Source organism: Lentzea alba, from assembly GCF_011067745.1.
In the GTDB taxonomy this organism is placed as follows: Bacteria; Actinomycetota; Actinomycetes; order Mycobacteriales; family Pseudonocardiaceae; genus Lentzea; species Lentzea alba.
The window spans coordinates 1-19,847 of record NZ_JAAMPJ010000004.1 but is presented as its reverse complement, the minus strand read 5'-3'; the positions used below and the strand labels follow the sequence as shown (position 1 = coordinate 19,847).

Here is a 19,847-nt window from a genome sequence, read left to right as displayed (position 1 = left end):
GGAATTACCCCTATTGTCTTGGGGAGTGACAACCGGGGTGCTTTCTCGGGACGAAGTCACGACGACGATCGAGCGGATACTCGCCGAACACCAAGACGCACCTCGCGGCGTGACCATCGAAGCCCTTGTTGACTACCTGGTCAGCAAGGCGTTGCTGGTGCCCGTGTCTAGCACTGCGCCGAGTTACGACACCGCGGAAACGCATGGGTACCGAACGCGGATGGCCGAGGCCCTGCGGTTGACCGTGAACCTGCGGCAACTTTTCGCTCCTCGTTGGGGAGTTACGCAGCAGACGGGTTGGTGGCTGAGCGGGCCGCGGCTCGTGGCCGACTACCGACTGCACGTCCAACCGCGTCGCTATCCGAAGCGCGACATCACGGTGGACCGGGCGTGCGCCGAGTTCGCGACGCTGTCAGGATGGGATGCTCCCCAGGAGCGGGTCACGAGGACACTCGTGGGGAAGAACGATCTGGCCGCGTTTCAGGTCGACGCGACGCAACGCATCTTCTTGGCGATCGGTGCGGACCGGAGTCGAGGCATCATCGTGGGAGCAGGCACCGGTAGCGGGAAGTCCATGGCCTTCTACCTTCCGGCTTTTGCTTCTATGGTGGAGTCCGGGCGGAGGGGCGTCCACACTTTGGCGATCTACCCGCGCGTGGAGTTGCTGCGTGACCAACTGGTTGAGGCAGTCCGCACCGCGAAACGGCTTCACGACGCAGCGGCCATTCCACAGCGCATCCGGATCGGTGTTCTGTACGGGGACACGCCGAAGCACAATAAGGAGTCTCGGTTCTTTGAGAATGCACGATCTGCTTGGAAGCGGCGCAACAGTGGGTTCGTGTGTCCGTACTTCAGTTGTCCGGCTTGTGACATCGGCGAGTTGATCTGGCCGGAGACCGATCGGATCGCCGGTGTCGAGCGGTTGAAATGCGGAAACTGCCTGCACGTGATCGATCCACCGAGCCTTGCGCTGACCAGGGAGAGCATCAGGGCGAAACCACCGGAAATTCTGTTCAGCACCACGGAGATGTTGAACAGGGGTGCGACGAACAACCTCTCGGGTGTGCTCGGCTGGCAGGGTGGGGCGCCGCCCTCCGTCGTCCTGCTGGATGAGGTGCATACCTACGTCGGGATGCACGGTGCGCAAGTCGCGCTCCTTCTGCGGCGCTGGCGCAACGCAACCAGAAAGCCCGTCACTTTCGTCGGTTTGTCAGCAACGCTGCGCGACAGCGAGCGGTTCTTCGCTGCTCTGACCGGTCTTCCCCCGAGCGCTGTCGACCGAGTTGAGCCGAGGGAAGACGACATGCTGGACGAGGGACGTGAGTACTGCATCGCGCTGCGCGGCGACCCCGTGTCTCAGGCAAGCCTGTTGTCCACCTCGATCCAGACGGCGATGCTGTACGGAAGGATCCTGGACAAGAAGCAGCATGTGTTCGGCACGACCGGTTTTGCCTTCACCGACGACCTGGACGTGACCAACCGCTTCTACGATGCCTTCCGCGACGCCGAGAGCGGGCAGAACCGGGCGATGCGAAATGGTGGTCGGCCGGTTCTGGCTGCCTTGCGATCCTCTGCGGGAAGCTTCGAAGCTGATCGCGAGCGCGATGGTCAAGTGTGGCGTGTGGCAGAGAAGATCGGGCATAGGCTGTCGTCTGACTTGAGACAGCAGCACTTGCGAATCGGTCGAACCTCATCACAGGACGCGGGCATGGACCGAGACGCGGACTTCACAGTCGCATCGCCGTCGCTGGAAGTGGGGGTCAACGATCCCAGGGTTGGGCTGGTGCTGCAGCACAAGGCGCCACGCAACCCAGCGGCCTTCATCCAAAGGCGAGGACGGGCCGGCCGCCTCCGGGACACCAGGCCGATCACAGTGGTGACACTCTCGGAGTACGGCCGCGACCGCTTGGCTTACCAGGCTTACGAGTCGCTATTCACCCCTGTCCTGACCGCCTCCACTTTGCCCGTGGGCAACAGGTTCATTCAGAAGATCCAGGCAACGCAGGCCATGCTCGACTGGCTGGGTGCTCGGATGCGGGCGCGAAACTGCTACCTTGATCCTCGCGTTGTGTTGGCACGCCCGTGGAGTGGACAGCAGCCGGACGATTCCGCCTGCGAGACCGCCGCCCGGATCCTGCGTGAGGTGCTGGAGAACCCAACGATCCAAGACAGCCTCGCGAAGCACATCCAGCGTGCGTTGCAGATCGACCCGGACGACGTCCAAGCGATCTTGTGGGATCCCCCGAGGTCGTTGCTGCTGTCCGTGGTCCCGACAGCGCTGAGGCGGCTGAATACACGGTGGGTCTCCGCGCGCGAAGACCCAGGTGCCGGACAGGGGAAGCTGCTGCCGGAGTTCCTGACCACCTCGCTGTTCGCACCGTTGAACCTCCCCGAGGTCGAGTTGGAGTTGCCGTTCGGCAACCAGGACGACTCGGAGGCGCTTGGCGTCGCGCAGGCACTGCGTGAGGCCGTACCGGGCAGGGTCAGCAAGCGGTACGCCTACCGACGCGACGACGATCGAACCTGGATTGCACCTCCTGCCGACTCCGATGAGCTCGACCTGCGGACGATGGTCGGGGCAGGCGCGACCGTGGAAGGTGCGTGGGAAGACCCTGACGGTCGGCGTTACAAGGTGGTCCGTCCGACGCGGATCCGCCTGACGGAGCCGGATCCTGAGATCCACACGAGGTCCCAGGGCGTTCCCCGATGGGTCAGCCAGATCGTGGTCGACGACAGCACACCGCCCAACGCGGCTGATGTCCCGGACCCGTCGCCATGGAGCACCAGGCTGGTCGAGGTCGGGTTCTGCTCTCACAGGAGCGGAAACCCGGTCGAGGTAAGGCGGATGACGATCGGGGCGGACAGCGTCATCGCGCGCGCCAACCAGCGCGTCGATCAGCGACGGAAGATCACCTACTTGCTAGATGGCCAACCGGCGGCCCTGGGCTTCCACCTGGATGTGGATGGGATCAAGTTCGTCCTCAAGCGCCCGGATCTCGACAACCCTGGATTTCGGGCCTACCTCGCGTCACCTCAATGGCGATCGTTGGCCTTCCTCGACGCGGTGCGCACCGACCCCGCTCTCGACGACCTGACGAACAAGTTCCAGCGTGAGTGGCTGGCCCAGATCTACCTCACTGCCTTCGCTCTCGCCGGAGCGGATGGGAGTCCGGGCTCGGAGGTGCACGCGAAGCTTGCTGGCGGGGCTTGGCGTGATCAACTCCAAGAGATCCTCACCGTCATGTACCGGAGCACCGAGGCGCCGGGTTCCGGCGTGCCGACGACGGAACGACTCGTCCAGGACCTCTCGGCGCTGGCCGCTCAGGGCGACGTCATCGACTCCCTCAACCGCGCAGGTCGGCTATTGGTGGATCCAGACATCGTGGACCGGACAGCATCGCTGGCGGCGCAGGTGTACGCGCACACCATCGCTGCAGCGATCCTCGCGGCATCAATCCGTGTGTGTCCACATGCGCAGGACAAGGACCTCACCGTCGACGTTTTCGAAGGGAGGCAGGGAGACCACGACGTGGTGTGGCTGACCGAGACGTCGATCGGCGGCGTCGGCGTGGTCGAGTACCTGGTCCAGAACTACGCGCAGGACCCCAGGGCGTTCTGGACGCTCGTCGACTCCATCCTGGCGCCGGGAGAGCACGAGCACGTGGATGCCACGATGCTTGGTCTGTTGAAGGAGTTGACGATGAATCCTGCCGGGCCGGCAGCGACCGCGATGGCGGAGTTGCGGCGCGCCCAGTCCACACACACTGCCGAAGCTGGGCTCCAGGACCTGCGTGAGGCATGGACGGCCTTGAGCGGGCCACCTCGGCACGCCGCGGTCGCCGCTCTGTCGACGCGCCTGCTGCGGCCAGGTTCGGACACGGCCTCGGATCGCACGGCGTTGCGTCTGGTGGAGGACTGGATCAAGTTGGAGCAGCGACTCGGGGTGGAAGTCGACGCGCGGGTGGTGGCCTACGCGGCCAGTCGCGGATCCTTCGCTGCCGACGAGCGCGAGCTGACGGCCGACCAGGCATTCAGCATTTTGTGGCCACGCGGCCACCAGGCTCGAAACCAGCACTTGCAGTACTACCAGGGATATGGCCAGGAGACGGTGGTGGACCGAGCGCTCGTCACCGCTTCACACGCGGAACAGGTGTTCGAGATCGACCTTGAGGACTCGGATTGGATCGTGCAATACCAAGCGGCACTTGCCGAGCACGGGCAACTTGACCTGGTTAGTCGCAGCCGCGGAAACCATGCGGTGGCTGCGGCATTGGCGCTCCTCCCGGTTCTGCCCGCCGATCGGGACGCGCTTCGCGTCTACGGGCAAGTCCGAAACATCATCAGGCATTCCGACCGCACCACCGTACGTGTGGAGATCAGGGAAGCGGTGCAATGACCACAGCCGCGCGCACAATCCGCATAAGCGAGCAGACGCGCATCAGGGTTGCACCGGTCCTGCGTGCCGTGCTGTTGTCCGAGATGCTCGTCCCCAGTCCGCTGATCTGGCTGGTTTCGCCATGGATAACCGATGTCGACGTGATCGACAACTCCGCCGGCGAGTTCGACGCCGTCTTCGGAGATGACTCGGTGACTGTGTGCCGGTTGTCCGACGCACTGGCCAGGATCAACTCGGCAGGAGCTCACATCCACGTCGTGACCCGCCCCGATGCCCACAACGAACCCTTCTTGCACCGGTTGAAGGCCGTGGCACCTCGTGGACGGCTGAAGATCATACAGGCATCTGAGGTCCACGAGAAGACACTCTGCGGGCAGGAGTGGCTGCTGACGGGATCCATGAATTTCACGATTCGCGGTATGTCGCTGAACGACGAGGCGGTCATCTACAACCAAGGTGGGCGTGAGCCCGGCCAGGCACGAATCGACCTTGAACGGCGTTGGGAAAGTGCGACGTGACCGAGATCGAGGCTGTTTCACCACGAACACTCGAATCTACCCGGACGCTGCTGGAAGCGTTCTTCGCGGCAGCGGTCAACGATGCATGGCCGGACATGGCCGAGGGCTACGAATGGGCGGACCGCACCAGGCCGTTCGTCGACATCGCCCTGCAGCGGTCGGACATCCCGCTGGTATTGCCCTCGCTGAAGAAGTCGATGGACACCTTCGTCATCTACGTGGCGGTGGACAAGCGCGAGGATGTCGTCCCCACAGCGGAACTCATCAAGGCATTCGCGGGTCCTAGCCACCTCGTCGATGCGTCAATGGAACGCCCCGTTCGACTTGACTCTAGAGTGGAGGTTGAGCGAATCCTGCTCGAGTCCATGAGCCCCGCAGCGGTGTTCCGCCTCAGTGCGGGCCCGGTGCCGAAGCGGCGGGCGAGGTTGACCGACGCGATGTGCCTGATGCAGCAGGTGCTCGCGAGGCGGCCGACGCGGTCGTGGCACGTTGTGAAACCCACCGGCAGACTCCTGGCGGAGTTCGACGCTGCGCTGGCCGCCGGCGGTGAGGCGAGTTCAGCGGTGATCCTCGACCAACTGCGGGACACCGGCGGTCTGGATGCGAGCAACCTGGCCTACCTGACGATCAAACGGCTCAACCGGCTAGGTAAGGACGCTGAGATCCAGGCACTGCCTCGCCTGGCAGACATCATCCGGCAGGAGCCTCCGACCCCGGTGCGCGAAGCCCTCTTGGAATCCCTGTACTTCAGTGCGGTCGAGGACCACCTCGCGGCCGGCGGCCTGGAGGCTGCGATCCAGTCGTTGTGTGACACCGGAACTCACCTGGATGAGTTGTTGAACGGGCCGCTCAGGCTCCGTTCGACCGGTGCGTTGACCATCGCAGTGCTCGCAGGAGTCATCCGTGATGATCACAATCTGCTCAAGCACGCGAATGACGCGCTGCAGAACCTGGGGCGGTTCGAGGAGCTTCCTGAGGCGGTGCGCACAGAACTGCTGAGTAGGCTCGGGGATGGCTCTCCTGACACAGTGATCACTCCTGAGCCACAGCCAGTGATCTCCTCCTGGAGTGAGTTGGTGGCGGCGATGTCCGACAACTCCCCGGCTGTGCGCAACGTGCTCAGGGAGGCTGGTTGGCAGGACTGGCCGTCGCCCGCCCAGAACGACGATGAGATTGCTGGCTTGTTGGACGGCCTGGGGGATGAAGCTGCTGAGCAGGCGTGGAGCGCAGTAGGTGCCTTCCTGGAGGCCACCGGGTACGACGATCCGGCAGGCCGCAGTGCGGAGGCGTTCATCCTCAACGCCCTCACCCACAGCCGATTCAAACCTGGCGACCTGTTGGTGATCCAGGCGCTCCTCGGGGTCGCACTGCGCGGTGCACCGAACGCCGACGATTACGAGCACCTGCTCCGGGAGATTGGCTCGGAGTCTGATCGCTGGGTTGCGCCGGAGCGGGCGTCTGCCGTACTGGACATCGTCGACTCGCTGGTGTTGTCGGCGTGCCCAGATGAAGTCGCGCGGCAACAACTGGGCTACCGACTGCTGACCCCACTCTCTCGGCATTCGGAACGACTGGACCTGGCGGACATCGCCTTTGCCCGTGTGCTCGACGGAGAGCTCGGACTCGGACTGCCTTGGCAGACCGAACTAGGCGACGAGCACGCGGAGTCGGAGGCGTGGCACTCCGCGAATGTGAACGTCCTTCTCTACTCACTCGATGAGAAGGTTCTGGGGCGGGTGACCGAGCAACTCCGCTCCATTGCACCGAATGCCCGCGTCACGAGTTCGTCCGACCACGTCGGCGGACCTCGTCTGCGCCAGTGGGTGCAGAACGCCGATCTGGTCGTGTTGATCACTCGATGCGCGAAGCACGCTGCGACCGGATTCATCTCCGGTCACACCAGTAGCGAGAAGATCGCCTACGTGGACGGAAGCGGGTCTGCCTCGCTGCTCCGCACAACGCTGGCAGAACTGAGGAGGCGGTACGGATAGCTTGAGTCGTCGTTGTTCTGTCTCGGCGCGACTGCTTAACGCCCCGCTCTGATGCCGACGTACGACTTACTGTGATCATGGACGTTCTAACGAGGGCGCACGACTTTCAACAGCGGCTCAGCGCCCAGCAGCTTTCGGAACTGATTGCACTGGCAGAAGAATGCGGCGTTCCAACGCTCCTGGTAGCGCCAGCCGCTGATGAAGCAGAATAGCCACGACGGCACCTCGACAGCAAGATCATCGGTACCTACTCCCGTCTTGCACGTGTGGCTCAAGGCGACCGACGGAGCCAACACTGTGCGCCTGACGTCACGCCCCCATGGCCGGCAACTTTCCTGTCGGCAGAGTGCCTACCTACTGGGCCTCGTGGCATGTACTCGCGTCCGTGAGCAACACGCTGAACACTGGCACGTCGCGTCGGATTCCCACGACTTCACTGGCACGCGGCCGCAGAGCCGCTTCGATCGCAGACCGCCCGGTAGGCCTCGTCAGGGCTGGGCGCACGACATGCGCTGACCGCAGAATGTACGCTCGACGATCTTTACAGGATGGCCCGTCGGCTGGTGTCCCTGCGCTGGCTTCGATCGTCGAGTTGCGTCACGGGCCAGCGGATCAGCCGCGCGACACGTCCCGAACTCCCCAAGATCGCCAAGCTTCGGCGGTACAGTTTCCGGCCAAGGAAGAACTCGGAAACTACACAGGCGCGCTGCGAGCGTATGAAAACTGCACTGCTACGATCTTGATACCGTCACAGTTTTGGTGATCCGCCTGATCGCAGGTATGGATCTGATCTTGGAGGCAACGGTGGACCAACCCCGCAGGGCTGTTGTGCTGCTCAGCGGAGGCCTGGACTCGGCGACAGTCTTGGCCATCGCCAACGCAGAGGGCTATGAGACGTACGCGCTGAGCTTCAGCTATGGCCAGCGGCACACCGTTGAGTTGGCTGCCGCGCACCGAGTCGCCAGGCAGCTCGGCGCAGCGCGACACATCGTGTTCGATCTCGGAATGCGAGCGATCGGCGGCTCCGCTCTGACTGACGACATCGATGTTCCGCACCACGACAGTGTCGATCAGCTCGACTCAAGTTCAGCGCCCATCACGTATGTACCGGCACGTAATCTGATCTTCCTGTCCGTAGCGGCGGGCTGGGCAGAGACCGTGGGTGCGACGGACATCTTCATCGGTGCGAACGCTCTTGACTACAGTGGCTACCCGGACTGTCGGCGTCCCTTCCTCGACAAGTTCGAGGAAGCCGCCACTCTCGGCACGGTCGCAGGGGCTGATGGTGGCATGAAGTTCCGTGTGTACGCCCCCCTTGTCGATCTCACCAAGGCCCAGACGATCCAGCGAGGTCTGGAGCTCGGTGTCGACTACTCGATCACCCACTCGTGCTACGACCCCGGTCCTTCGGGACAGGCGTGCGCCACGTGTGACTCGTGCTTGCTCCGCAAGCGCGGGTTTGAGGACCTCGGCCTCACCGACCCCGTGCTGTCAGAGTCGGTGAACACGTGACCTATCAGGTCAAGGAGATCTTCTACACGCTGCAGGGCGAAGGCTCTCATGCCGGCCGCCCCGCGGTGTTCTGCCGTTTCGCGGGGTGCAACCTCTGGAACGGCCGGGAGTCCGGACGAGGCAAAGCCATCTGTCAGTTCTGCGACACGGACTTCGTTGGTACGAACGGTCCAGGCGGCGGGATGTTCCGCACTGCTGATGCTTTGACCGATGCCATCAGCCGAGCGTGGTCAGGGCTCGCCAGTCCGCGTGCCAAGCGGTTTGTCGTGTGCACTGGCGGCGAACCTCTGATGCAACTCGACACCGCGCTGGTCGACGCGTTGCACGACGCAGGTTTCGAGATCGCCGTGGAGACTAACGGCACCAAGCCTGCCCCGCCTGGTCTGGACTGGATCTGTGTGAGTCCCAAAGCGGGCGCTGAACTGGTACTCACGTCTGGGGACGAACTCAAGCTGGTCTACCCCCAACTCGCTGCACCGCCAGCGCTCTTCGAAGATCTTGACTTCACCCACCTCAGACTTCAGCCGATGGATGGCCCCGATGTCGAGGCCAACACCAAGTCCGCTGTTGAGTACTGCTTGCAGAATCCACAGTGGAGTCTCAGTCTGCAAACGCACAAGTATCTAGGAATCGCTTGATGGAGATCTTCCGCGAGTTCACCTTCGAGGCCGCGCACCGGCTGCCGAACGTTCCGGAGGGTCACAAGTGCGCGCGACTGCACGGACACTCGTATCGGGTCGAAGTGCACGTCTCAGGCGACGTCGATACACGTGCAGGCTGGGTCATGGACTTCGGCGACCTGAAAAAGGCGTTCGTGCCGATCGACGCTGAACTCGATCATCACTACCTGAACGACGTTCCCGGTCTTGAAAACCCCACCAGTGAGAACCTGGCCAGGTGGATCTGGGATCGGCTCATCGACGAGCTTCCGCTGTCCAAGATCGTAGTCAGGGAGACTTGCACGTCTGGCTGTGTGTACCGGGGAGATGCGGCATGACCCTCGAAGACGTCCAGAGCCGGACAGACACACGGGGCGTCGCTCTCGACGAGGTCGGCATCAACGGGTTGCGATACCCCGTGCTGGTGTCGGATCACGGTGGCGACAAGCAGGAGAGCATCGGCGAGTTCGCGCTCGCTGTCGCACTACCTGCTGAAGTCAAGGGCACGCACATGAGCAGGTTCGTGGAGATCCTGCACGAGTGCGCCTCTGAGATCAGCGCTGTTGGTATGCAGGTCGTCCACGGAGAGGTGCTTCGCAAGCTGAAAGCGCCGTGGGCCAAGGTGTCCGTAGACACGGAGTTTTTCCGCGAGCGGCTGGCTCCGGTCAGCGGTGCACGTGCGAAGCTTGGCCACCGAGTCCGGTGGACCGTGACAGGTGGCGAGCACGACAGTGCAGCTCGAGTCGAAGTCACTGTGCCTGTAACGAGTGTCTGCCCGTGCAGCAAGGCGATCAGTGACTACGGCGCGCACAACCAGCGTGGTCACATCACTATCGGTGTTCTGCTCGCAGAGCAACCTGACCGGGCAGACCAAGTGAGCCTGGTGGAACTCTTCGATCTGGCGGAGTCAGCGGCTTCAGCCCCCGTGTACCCGCTCCTGAAACGGCCGGACGAGCGTTTTGTCACGATGCAGGCTTACGACAACCCGGTTTTCGTAGAGGACATGGCACGGACGGTTGCCGGACGACTGCGTTCGGACGCGCGTGTCGGCGCGTTCCGAGTGCACACCGCCAACGACGAGAGCATTCACGATCATGCGGCTTACGCCGTAACTGAATGGCCTCGCCGTGGTGCATACGCGCTCGAGATGATCTGATGCGCGCGTCTCGTGTACACATCATCGTCACCTGCACCAATCGCAAGCAACGTGCCGTTCCGGAAGAACTCCAACTGCGCAGCTTGACCCAGCTTGGCACCGCTAGCCGGTTCGACGCATGGATCAAACGCTTGAGCAGTTCCGATGCTCCAGCGGTGCCAGCTGGGCAGTTGTACGCAGGCGACCAGTGGCAGATCGCACGGACACTCCAGACCAAGGTCGAAAACGCCCGTACCTGGATCTGCTCGGCCGGCTACGGCTTGGTGCCGCTTGACGCGGAACTGCGGCCGTACGCGGCGACGTTCGCTACAGATCAACCTGACAGCGTCGGCAACACGACTGCAAAGATCCAGCAGTGGTGGCAGTACCTGACAACTTGGCGAGGTCCTGGCACGACTGCACCACGTTCGCTGGCCACGCTGGCAGACATGGATCCCAACGCGACTTTCGTGGTCGTGCTGTCCAGCAGCTACCTGCGTGCGATCGGACCGGACATCGTCAACGCCGCCAGCCACCTCCGGAACCCGGAGCGGATGTCGATCATCTCCGCGAATGCGTCGTCAGCGGGTGAGTGGGACCGATACCTCCTGCCGACTGACGCCAGATTGCAGAACACCTTGGGTGGTAGCCTCGGCTCGCTGAACGTGCGCATCGCCGCGAATCTGCTCGAAGGCAATGACCTGAGCAGGCCGGTCCTCACCGAACATCTGCTGCGGTTGCGTTCGGCCAGCGCACCACGCCGCAAGTTCGAACGTGTGCCGATGAGTGACGCCGAGGTGCTGAACTTCATCGCTGAACGGCTAACTCCGAGGAGCACGCACACTTCCATGCTGCGTGAGCTTCGGGATGCCGGATTTGCCTGCGAACAAGGCCGGTTTCGCCAGCTGTTCCGGAATACTGTCGGGAGCGGATGATGGCGAACCCCTCCACTCTTTTGATCGCACGACGCGCTCTGCAGGTCGAGCAGACTCCGAAGCGACCGCTGTATCTCTTCACCTTGACCGCCGCTGAGATCCTCCAGGTTGCGGAGATCTCCAGGGTCAACCGCGACGACGCCGGCGATCTGATCGGCTACCAGCGTCCACCGGTACGTGCCCACGTGCAGGAGATCGTCGAGTACCTCAACGGCCGCGAGGTGTTGTTCCCGAACCCGATCATCCTCGCGTTGTCATCCGATGTCCGCTTCACCAGCAGCAGAGGACCTAAGACGACCGACGGCTACGCGACCGCAGGCATGATCGAAATTCCCCTCGTGCCTCCTGGCCGTTCGAAGCCGGGATGGATCGTCGACGGACAGCAGCGCGCGCTCGCTCTCTCACAAGCAGCGAACAAGAACTTCCCAGTCCCGATCACCGCGTTCATCGCGGACGAGGTGTCGGTGCAGCGCGATCAGTTCATCCGGGTCAACACGACCAAGCCTCTACCTCGTAGCCTGGTCACCGAACTTTTGCCCGAGGTCACCACAGAACTTCCGCGGAGGCTGACGCTCAAGCAACTAGCGTCGCGGCTGTGCAACATGCTCAACCAGAACGACCAGTCGCCGTTCCACGGCCTGATCATCCGCACGTCGACAGATCCGAAAGCGCGGCAGTCCGCAGTGATTACCGACAGCATCGTCGTCAAGATGCTCGAGGATTCGCTCAAAGACGCTGGTTGCCTGTTCCAGTATCGCAACGTGATCAGCGGCGACACCGATGTAGAGGGAGTGTGGCGGGCACTGACCGTCTACTGGACAGCGGTGAAGGACACCTTCCCCGAAGCGTGGGGCAAACCTGCGACCAAGAGCAGACTGAGCCACGGTGCAGGAATCCGGGCTATGGGCAAGCTGATGGATCGAGTACTGACTGCGGTGGATCCGCTGCGTGAGGACGCTCCCGAGTTGGTGCGTCGCGAACTCGCGAAGGTTGCCCCGCACTGCCGGTGGACCAGCGGTACCTGGGAGGAACTCGACATGAAGTGGAACACCATCGAGAACGTCCCCAAGCACATTCAAGAACTGTCCAACTTCCTCATTCGCACCTACGTCACGAGCGGCAGGACGCCCACGCTATGAAGTTCTTCTTCCCTGACTCGCAGGATCAGATAGATCCTGCGTTCGACTTCATCACCGAGGAGAAGAAGGCGTTCCGCATCCGCCAACGCGATGACCTGTACGCCCACGAGGCCCTGGAGGAGCCACCCTTCGACGGGCTGCTCGTTTCGAAGGCGATCGTGGACGGCACGATGAGTGGAACCGGGAAGTACACGGTTGCTCAGCGTCATAGGCTCTACCGCGAAGGCGCTGAGCAGTTCTTCCGCCTATCTGGTCAGAGCAGGGACCTGCAGATCATGGGTGACTGCGGAGCCTTCAACTACGTCAGCGAGGAGTACCCTCCGTACACGCCCGATGAAGTCATCGACTTCTACCAGGAAACAGGGCTGCACATCGGCATCTCCGTCGACCACGTGATCTTCGGCTTCAAGCCGGTCACCCCAGCCGACGAGCCCAAGCTGCCGGAGTGGTCCCGGCGTCAAGAAATTACCCTCGAGTTGGCCGCCGAGTTCTGGAAGTTGTGCCGACTTCGCAAAGTGGACTTCACCCCCATGGGCGTAGCGCAGGGATGGGATCCCGACTCCTACGCACACTCTGTGGCCGTGCTCCAGAAGATCGGATTCAAGCGCATCGCATTGGGTGGCATGGTGCCGTTGAAGACGGCAGACATCTTGTTGAGCCTGCGTCGAATCGCCGACGAGCGTGCTGCAGAAACCCAACTTCATCTCCTGGGCATCAGCCGGTGCGAGCAGGTCCTGGAGTTCGGCAGGTACGGCGTGACGAGCTTCGACTCCACCTCCGCCTTCCGGCAGGCGTTCAAGGACGACAAGGACAACTACTACACACCGGGCCGGAACTACGTGGCGGTGAGGATCCCTCAGGTGGACGGCAGTCCCCGGCTGAGGAAGGAAATCAGCGCCGGTCGCATCGAGCAAGAACTCGCGTTCGAGCACGAGCAGACCTGTCTTCGCCTAGTTCGCTCCTTCGCTGACGGCGGAGCCGGCGTGGACGAGGTCGTCGATGCGCTGTGCGCCTACGAGAAGCTGTACGACCCCAAGAAGGATCACCGCGCCGCGTACCACGAGACACTCACGGATCGTCCGTGGGAAAAGTGTCCATGCGCGATTTGCAAGCGGATCGGCGTGGAGGTGATCCTGTTCCGCGGCTCAGAGCGCAACAAGAGCCGCGGGTTTCACAACCTGTATGTCTTCAGCAAGAAACTTGACCGAGAACTGGTAGCAGGGAGTACCGCGTGACCGCGACCGACAGCCTGATAGAGACCGAGCAGACGCTGCGGATCCCCGCTATCGAGGTCAAGCAGGGACCCAACAGGACTCTCTACACCTTCGCGATCGACGGCAAGCAACTGCCGAAGGTGGCCACGATTGCTCGCATTCGTCGCGATGAGGACGCCCAACTGCAGGGTTACCAACGGACTGCGGTGACCTCGCACATCAATGCGATCAAGCGGTACATCGAGTCTGCCGACGCGATGCTGCCGAACGCTCTCGTCGTGGCGTTCGACAAGCGTGTCACGTTCGAACCCGCGAAGGGTGCGCCCGCTGACGGGCACAGCCGGGCCGGCACGTTGATGATCCCTGTGGATGAGGAGTGGTCCGAGTCGGACAAGCCAGGGTGGATCGTCGACGGTCAGCAGCGCAGCTCCGCGATCCGGCAGGCGCGAGTTGAGAGCTTCCCCGTTTGTGTGACCGCGTTCATCACGGATGACGCCGCGGAACAGCGGTCTCAGTTCATCTTGGTCAACAACACCAAGCCCTTGCCAAAGGGCTTGATCCACGAACTGCTGCCGACAGCTTCAGGGCAGCTCCCGTTGCCGCTGCAGCTCCGGCAGTTTCCGGCGCTGTTGCTGGAGCGGCTCAACTACGACGAGGATTCACCGCTCAGGCACAGGATCCACACGACGACGATGCCTGACGGCTTCGTCAAGGATAATTCGATCCTGCGGATGCTTGAGCACAGCCTCGACAACGGAGCACTCCACGAGTATCGCAATGCGGGGGCAGGTGACGGGGACGTGGCCTCCATGCTGCGCGTGCTGAAGAACTACTGGACTGGTGTTTCCAAGGTCTTCAGCCTGCCCTGGGACCTCAAACCGACCAAGTCCCGTCTCACCCACGGCGTTGGCATCATCAGCCTCGGCTTCGTGATGGACGAGATCATCAAGATCAAGTCCAACGGCCAAGAACTCACGGTCGAGGACTTCGTGGTCGAGTTGAAGGCCCTAGCACCGATCTGCCGATGGACCCAAGGCAACTGGGAGTTTAAAGACGGGTCCACGCGCAAGTGGAACGAACTCCAGAACACCTCGAAAGACATCCAATTGCTGACCAACCACCTGCTTGACTGTTACCGAAGGCATGCCAAGCCCGCAAGGAAACGATCTTCTGCGCGATGAAACGGTTGTTGCTACTGCTCACGGTCACCGCGTATGTCGGCACTGTCCTGCTGGCTAACCTCGTCACCAGCCAGTTCGGCTTAATTGCTGCAGGATTCGGACTTCTTGTTCCAGCTGGCACCTACACCGCTGCGCTGGCCCTCAGCTTGCGTGATGCGGTTCAGGAGTTCGCAGGACGGTCGTGGGTTTGGATAGGTATCGCGGCGGGCACGGTGCTGTCCGTTCTCGTTGCTGACGGCCGCATCGCCCTGGCTTCGGGCGCTGCTTTCGCCCTCTCCGAGTTCTTGGACATGATGGTCTACAGCCGGTTGCGAGAGCGCAGTTGGCGACTCGCGCTTGTGTCGTCCAATGCGGTGGGCTCGGTTGCGGACACAGTGCTCTTCCTCTGGTTGTCCGGGTTCGGTCTGACAGCCACTGCGGTAGGAGGGCAAATCCTTGTCAAGGCGGTGTGGGTGACCGGAGTCTGTCTGCTTCTCGGTGAGGTGATGCGCCGGATCGTTGTCGTCTTTAGGAAAGGTGCGCAGTCGGTGACCTGAACGACGGAACGGGTGACATTCGCGCCGCTCTAACCGCCGCGCTCCTGCTCGCTGAGCCGTCACGGTAGTAGTCAACTGCGCTGGTTTCCTTCTGCCCCTTGTGTTTCTGCGCAGTAGAGACGTCAGGGCGCACGACTGGCTGTGTCAGGGTCAGAGGCTTAAGTGCTCGGCGGCTCCGAGGAGGAGCGGATCTTCGGGCCTTAGCCTAAGGCGGTTAACGTACCTGCTCAGTTATCCTGGGGGCAACGGGTCGCAGGTTCAAACCCCGTCGTCCCGACGGTCGGTGACCAGCGGGTTTACCTTTCGAGGTAGACTCGCTGGTGTCTTTTTTCCGTTTATCATCGCAATGTGGTCGCGCTACGCCGCGTCGGCCTTCGCAAGGGCGGTCTCGATCGCCTTGACCGCGTCTAGCGCGATGTATTTCAGCAGGTGGCCGTAGATCTCAGTGGTCGTCGACAAGGTCGAGTGGCGCAGCGTCTTGGATGCCATGGCCAGCGGAATCTTCGAGCTGAGCGTCGCGGTCTCGGCGAAGTGACGTAGGTCGTGGACGCGGATTCTGGGCAGCCCTGCCTGCTCGGTGAGTGAGCAATTGTCAAGATCTGTGGATCAAGATCTTTAGGCGGCTTCCTCGTCTGGGCGCTGGCCCGGCGGCGCGTGAGCCGGGGCCTTTGGCGACCCTTGGTGCGGTGGCGCACGGCGGCGAAGGTGGACTCGATGGGTTCGTGGTGCGCAGGTGGATCCAGTGCTCGGCCGGGTAGTCGTAGAACGCCAGCAGCTCGTGGAGATCGTCGGTGATCTTGGCGGCTGCCTTGGGGAACTTCGCGCCGTAGGCAGCGTCGAAGGCCTTCACGGCGTCCAGGGCGTGTCGTTTTTCCTCGGCGTTCCAGATCTCCGCGAGGGCTTTCTTCGCGCCGGGATGCGCGGACTTCGGCAGCGCGGCCAGCACATTGCCGATCTTGTGGAACCAGCAGTGCTGCTCGCGCGTGTCGGGGAAGACTTCGCGCAGTGCGCCCCAGAACCCGAGCGCGCCGTCGCCGACCGCGAGTACCGGGGCGCGCATGCCGCGGCGGGCGCCGTCGCGCAGCAGGTTGGCCCATGACTCGGTGGACTCGCGGTAGCCGTCGGCCAGGGCGACGAGCTCCTTGTGGCCGTCGGCACGGACGCCAATCATGACGAGTAGGCAGAGTTTGTGTTCCTCCAGGCGGATGTTGACGTGGACGCCGTCCGCGCACAGGTACACGTAGTCCACATCGGACAGACTGCGTTCGGCGAAGGCGCGCTGGTCGGTCTTCCACTGCTCGGTCAGCTTCGTGACCACCGGAGCGGACAGGCCATTGCTGCTGCCGAGGAACTGGCTGGCGCGGGCACGAAGTCCCCCGAGGACAGGCCCTGCAGGTACAGCAGCGGCGGCACCTCGGTGATCTTCGGGGTCTTGCGCGTCCACGGCGGGAGGATCGCCGAGGAGAACCGCTCGCGTTCGCCCGTGTCGGGGGCGATGCGCTTGTCGTTGCGCGCGGTGCGGTCACCTCGACCGCGCCGGCGCTGGTCAGCACCTCCCGCGGCTGGTGGTAGCAGTTACGCATCACCAGGGGGTGGCCGCACTCGTCACGCTCTTCGGCGAACGCCGCGATATAGACGTCGACCTCGGCACGCAGCGCCTCGGCCAGCATCCGCCGGGCACTCTCCCGCACGATCTCGTCGATCAACGACGTGCCGGCCGGGGCATCCGTCCGGCGGCCCTGAACTGGTGCGGGCACGCCGAGGTGACGCGAGTCGTGCCGGAGGACAACGGCCGTGGCGGCTACCTCCTCCGCCTGCCGACGACCGGCCGCAATGCCCTGCTGCTGGTCAAGGTCATGTCCGAGGACCTGAGAGCGGACCTCAACAACAACAACGAGGTGGAACTCGGCGAGGAGATCTACGTCGAGGTCTACCGGACAAACAAGGAGACGGGCAAGACGCTGCTGCGCGAACTGCCAGAGCCCGACGAAGTGCCGAGCGCAGCCTGACCGCTGTACTCGCCGATGCCCCGTGTCTCACACGGGGGCATCTCCTCAGGCGCGTTCTCGCCCGAGTCCGCAACGAGCTGAGATCATGCTCTAGGAGGTGGCTTGTGCGACGCTGGGACCCCCTGACCGAGCGGCAGTTCGATGCCCTCCGGCGTGTCGGAAACGCTGGTGAGGAAGTCGGCGCCAGCGACTCGAGCCTGGCCCGGACGATCTATGCGCTACGGGACAGGGGGCTAGTGACCACGCCACGGGTCGACGGCGTGTGGACCTCGCAGATCACCGAAGCGGGACGTTTCTACCTGGAACATGGTCATCACCCGGATCGGCCCGGTCGTAGCGGGGATGTCAAGACGAAGCCTGTGCGATCGCGTCCCGTGGACCAACCGCAGAAGCCGGTTCGTCCGCAGGCGAAGGCTGTCGAAATCTCAGCCGAGGAGCTCCTGTCCCGTCTCCACAAGGACAGCCGTCTGCACATCGTCCAGCCCGATCGCGACACCCGCGCCGCGTGGAGGCGAGCGATTCACGCCGCCAAGCAGTCTGGCTTGGTGCCGGCCGGGATGCATCTGCGGCACCACGGCAGAGACGACGGTGACCTGATCATCGAGCTCGTCGAAGGACAGCACCCCGACGCCAAGTACTGGAAGGACAGGCCGCGGGTCGAGGTCGTCGACTCTCTCGATCAACCACACCAGGTTGTCGTGCGACTCCAGCGGAAACCGGAACGCCTGCACGTGTCCAAGGAAAGCCTCGATCGCGCCCTGCGGATCATCCAGTCACTCATCGCGGAGTGGTCCAGGCGCGGCCACGACGCCGACCTGGGTGACGGCGAGTCCGGATTTGTGATGTTGATTCGCGAGTCGCAGTTCACCCTCACGATGGACGAAGAATACAAGCCAGTCGATCATCTGCCGAGTCTGGAAGAGCTTGCTCAGAACAAGACCTACTCCTGGCAGCGCGTACAGCCAGAGACGAGATGGGCGGGAACCGGACGCCTGAGCCTCGAACTCCCGCACAACTACTCCTACAACGGTCGACGGCGTCGTTGGGGCGACCGAGAGCGCTGGTCGCTGGAGGACAAGCTCAGCGAGATCCTGTCTGAGCTGGAAGGACGAGCCCAGTTCGACGACGAGCGTCGCATTGCCCTCGCCAACGAGAAGGTCCGCCGACAGCAGCAGTGGGAATCCGCGATGGTTGAGGCCAGGGACCGATTCGTCGAGGACTTCAAGATCAAGGCCATTGTCGAACAAGTCGACCTGTGGGACCGGGCAGCGAAGATCCGTGCGTACTGCACTTCTTTGGAGGACTCACGCGCCGCTGAAGGCAAGATGCAGGATGAACTTGCCGAATGGATTCTGTGGGCCAAGAGCTACGCTGATCGAATTGATCCCACCTGTGGAGGCCTGCGGCTGCCGGAAATTCCCGATCCCCGGCCGCAGGATTTGAAGCCCTACCTCGGTCGCTGGAGTCCGTATGGTCCAGATCGTCAGTGGTGATCAGGCCGACGGCTGTGACGCAAGGTTTCGATGGGGATGCCCAGCTCCTTCTCCAGTCCGTCGGCTGTTGTGCGATCCCACTTGCCGAGTTCCGTGACCGCTCGTTCGACAAGCTTGCCAAGCCGGAACACCTCAGCACGTAGTGCGACAAGCTCGGTGAGTCGTTCCGCTGCCTCGTGGCCGCACCAGTCTCGGACCAGTTGCCGCGCAGGCGCGTACATCTTGTCCACCTCGATACAGATCTCCGGCTCGATATAGCCGTCGTCTCGACTGCTGCGGTGGTAGCTGCCGTGAATTGCTTCCTGGCGAGCCTTCGTCTCGGCCTCTTCGACCTCTGTCAGCACTTCGTCGGCGAAGACTGAAGCCGCCCGCTGGGCGACTACCAGCGTGGTGGCGAATGGGACCACCCATGTCCCGTCGTCGTTCTCGAAAGCGGTGGGATCGGATGTCAGTTCGGTCGGATCCAAACCCAGGACTCGCGACAGTTCGGCTACGTCATTGATGAAAAGAATCCCGTTGTCGCGGTTGTAGCCGGTCGAGATGCAGTCCAGCGGCAGGTTCTCCACCTCGAGGACCATCTCCGCAGCGCGCAGCTCGGGATCCTCACGGTTGCGTCACGACGCGTCCCGGATAGCTGTCCACCGTTGATCGTTTGCTACCCATTCATCGACCTTGTCCCATGTGGTCTTCAGTCGAGCGGGTGACACCCACTCCTCACGACCTTCGAACCGGTCCTCCATGAACCTGATGAGGACCCGTGGTGGCCGGTTCGTGCCGACGCGCAGGATCCGTACTTTGGTCACCTCGTCCTGTTGCCTGGCGCGGTACGCCCACTCCTCACCGATGTCCACCTGCCAGCTCCTCCGTCCAGGTGCGGGTCCATGCTCGCGGTCATCTCGCATGATTGCGCAAGATCGTTGTGTTGAGCGGGCGCCTTGGCCGTCACCGACCAAGTTCCGCCCATCGGCGGCACCATCGCGCCCGAAGGGTGAATCAGTGCAGTGAGGTTCCCCCGAGAACTCGGAGGGTTGATTACCTGGCTCCGGTTGGGGACGCCGGGATGATAGATGGCTCGAGTTGATCGGCGTGCCAGGCGGCCTCGTACTCGTCGGGACTGAGCCAGCCGAGC

Annotated in this window: 17 protein-coding genes and 1 pseudogene; 14 read left to right on the top strand and 4 right to left on the bottom strand. The window is 62.9% G+C overall.

Annotation, left to right across the window (positions count from 1 at the left end):
* The first annotated feature begins 25 nt into the window (after positions 1 to 25).
* From dpdJ to G7043_RS15715, 12 genes are all read left to right on the top strand, one after another.
* Positions 26 to 4,396: a protein DpdJ gene (gene dpdJ, locus G7043_RS15770; RefSeq protein WP_207311255.1), complete on the top strand. Its 4,371-nt coding sequence runs from the start codon at positions 26 to 28 to the stop codon at positions 4,394 to 4,396.
* Positions 4,393 to 4,914 (top strand): phospholipase D-like domain-containing protein DpdK, encoded by a 522-nt coding sequence (gene dpdK / locus G7043_RS15765; protein WP_207311254.1) that lies wholly within the window; start codon positions 4,393 to 4,395, stop codon positions 4,912 to 4,914. The genes dpdJ and dpdK overlap by 4 nt, the downstream gene beginning before the upstream one ends.
* Complete coding sequence (gene dpdD, locus G7043_RS15760) at positions 4,911 to 6,905, top strand: protein DpdD (RefSeq protein WP_166046427.1); 1,995 nt, start codon at positions 4,911 to 4,913, stop codon at positions 6,903 to 6,905. The genes dpdK and dpdD overlap by 4 nt, the downstream gene beginning before the upstream one ends.
* A 759-nt stretch (positions 6,906 to 7,664) precedes the next feature.
* The gene (gene queC, locus G7043_RS15755; protein WP_313887958.1) at positions 7,665 to 8,417 is read left to right on the top strand and encodes a 7-cyano-7-deazaguanine synthase QueC; all 753 of its coding nucleotides are present in this window, start codon (positions 7,665 to 7,667) and stop codon (positions 8,415 to 8,417) included.
* Positions 8,414 to 9,055: a 7-carboxy-7-deazaguanine synthase gene (queE, locus tag G7043_RS15750; RefSeq protein ID WP_166046426.1), complete on the top strand. Its 642-nt coding sequence runs from the start codon at positions 8,414 to 8,416 to the stop codon at positions 9,053 to 9,055. The genes queC and queE overlap by 4 nt, the downstream gene beginning before the upstream one ends.
* On the top strand, positions 9,055 to 9,414 hold the full coding sequence (gene queD, locus G7043_RS15745; RefSeq protein ID WP_166046425.1) for a 6-carboxytetrahydropterin synthase QueD: 360 nt from the start codon (positions 9,055 to 9,057) through the stop codon (positions 9,412 to 9,414). The genes queE and queD overlap by 1 nt, the downstream gene beginning before the upstream one ends.
* Entirely contained in the window at positions 9,411 to 10,232 is an 822-nt protein-coding gene (gene folE2 / locus G7043_RS15740) for a GTP cyclohydrolase FolE2 (protein ID WP_166046424.1), read from the top strand. The genes queD and folE2 overlap by 4 nt, the downstream gene beginning before the upstream one ends.
* Entirely contained in the window at positions 10,232 to 11,146 is a 915-nt protein-coding gene (locus tag G7043_RS15735; RefSeq protein ID WP_166046423.1) for a hypothetical protein, read from the top strand. Before folE2 ends, G7043_RS15735 begins: the two co-directional genes overlap by 1 nt.
* Positions 11,146 to 12,285 carry a DGQHR domain-containing protein DpdB gene (gene dbpB, locus G7043_RS15730; protein WP_166046422.1) on the top strand — a complete coding sequence of 380 codons (1,140 nt, stop codon included), beginning with the start codon at positions 11,146 to 11,148 and terminating at the stop codon, positions 12,283 to 12,285. Before G7043_RS15735 ends, dbpB (G7043_RS15730) begins: the two co-directional genes overlap by 1 nt.
* The gene (gene dpdA / locus G7043_RS15725; protein WP_166046421.1) at positions 12,282 to 13,520 is read left to right on the top strand and encodes a tRNA-guanine transglycosylase DpdA; all 1,239 of its coding nucleotides are present in this window, start codon (positions 12,282 to 12,284) and stop codon (positions 13,518 to 13,520) included. Before dbpB (G7043_RS15730) ends, dpdA begins: the two co-directional genes overlap by 4 nt.
* The gene (gene dbpB, locus G7043_RS15720) at positions 13,517 to 14,680 is read left to right on the top strand and encodes a DGQHR domain-containing protein DpdB (protein ID WP_207311253.1); all 1,164 of its coding nucleotides are present in this window, start codon (positions 13,517 to 13,519) and stop codon (positions 14,678 to 14,680) included. Before dpdA ends, dbpB (G7043_RS15720) begins: the two co-directional genes overlap by 4 nt.
* Entirely contained in the window at positions 14,677 to 15,216 is a 540-nt protein-coding gene (locus tag G7043_RS15715; protein ID WP_166046420.1) for a VUT family protein, read from the top strand. Before dbpB (G7043_RS15720) ends, G7043_RS15715 begins: the two co-directional genes overlap by 4 nt.
* A gap of 357 nt (positions 15,217 to 15,573) precedes the next feature.
* Here the strand turns inward: G7043_RS15715 and G7043_RS50370 are convergent, their stop codons facing one another.
* Both G7043_RS50370 and G7043_RS15705 read right to left on the bottom strand, forming a co-directional pair.
* On the bottom strand, positions 15,574 to 15,705 hold the full coding sequence (locus tag G7043_RS50370) for a hypothetical protein (protein ID WP_390827123.1): 132 nt from the start codon (positions 15,703 to 15,705) through the stop codon (positions 15,574 to 15,576).
* Between the two features lie 148 nt (positions 15,706 to 15,853).
* A pseudogene (locus G7043_RS15705) lies at positions 15,854 to 16,922 on the bottom strand (IS256 family transposase); the annotation flags it as partial.
* On the opposite strand from G7043_RS15705, the gene G7043_RS47585 reads away from it, so the two are divergent.
* Both G7043_RS47585 and G7043_RS15695 read left to right on the top strand, forming a co-directional pair.
* On the top strand, positions 16,809 to 17,225 hold the full coding sequence (locus tag G7043_RS47585; RefSeq protein WP_207311251.1) for a hypothetical protein: 417 nt from the start codon (positions 16,809 to 16,811) through the stop codon (positions 17,223 to 17,225). The pseudogene G7043_RS15705 and the gene G7043_RS47585 sit on opposite strands and share 114 nt — an antisense overlap.
* A gap of 104 nt (positions 17,226 to 17,329) precedes the next feature.
* Entirely contained in the window at positions 17,330 to 18,718 is a 1,389-nt protein-coding gene (locus G7043_RS15695; protein ID WP_166046418.1) for a hypothetical protein, read from the top strand.
* Here the strand turns inward: G7043_RS15695 and G7043_RS15690 are convergent.
* On the bottom strand, positions 18,709 to 19,284 hold the full coding sequence (locus tag G7043_RS15690; protein ID WP_166046417.1) for a hypothetical protein: 576 nt from the start codon (positions 19,282 to 19,284) through the stop codon (positions 18,709 to 18,711). The two genes, G7043_RS15695 and G7043_RS15690, sit on opposite strands and share 10 nt — an antisense overlap.
* 48 nt (positions 19,285 to 19,332) lie before the next feature.
* Positions 19,333 to 19,569, bottom strand: a complete 237-nt coding sequence (locus G7043_RS15685; RefSeq protein ID WP_166046416.1) for a hypothetical protein — start codon at positions 19,567 to 19,569, stop codon at positions 19,333 to 19,335.
* Between the last annotated feature and the right edge of the window lie 278 nt (positions 19,570 to 19,847).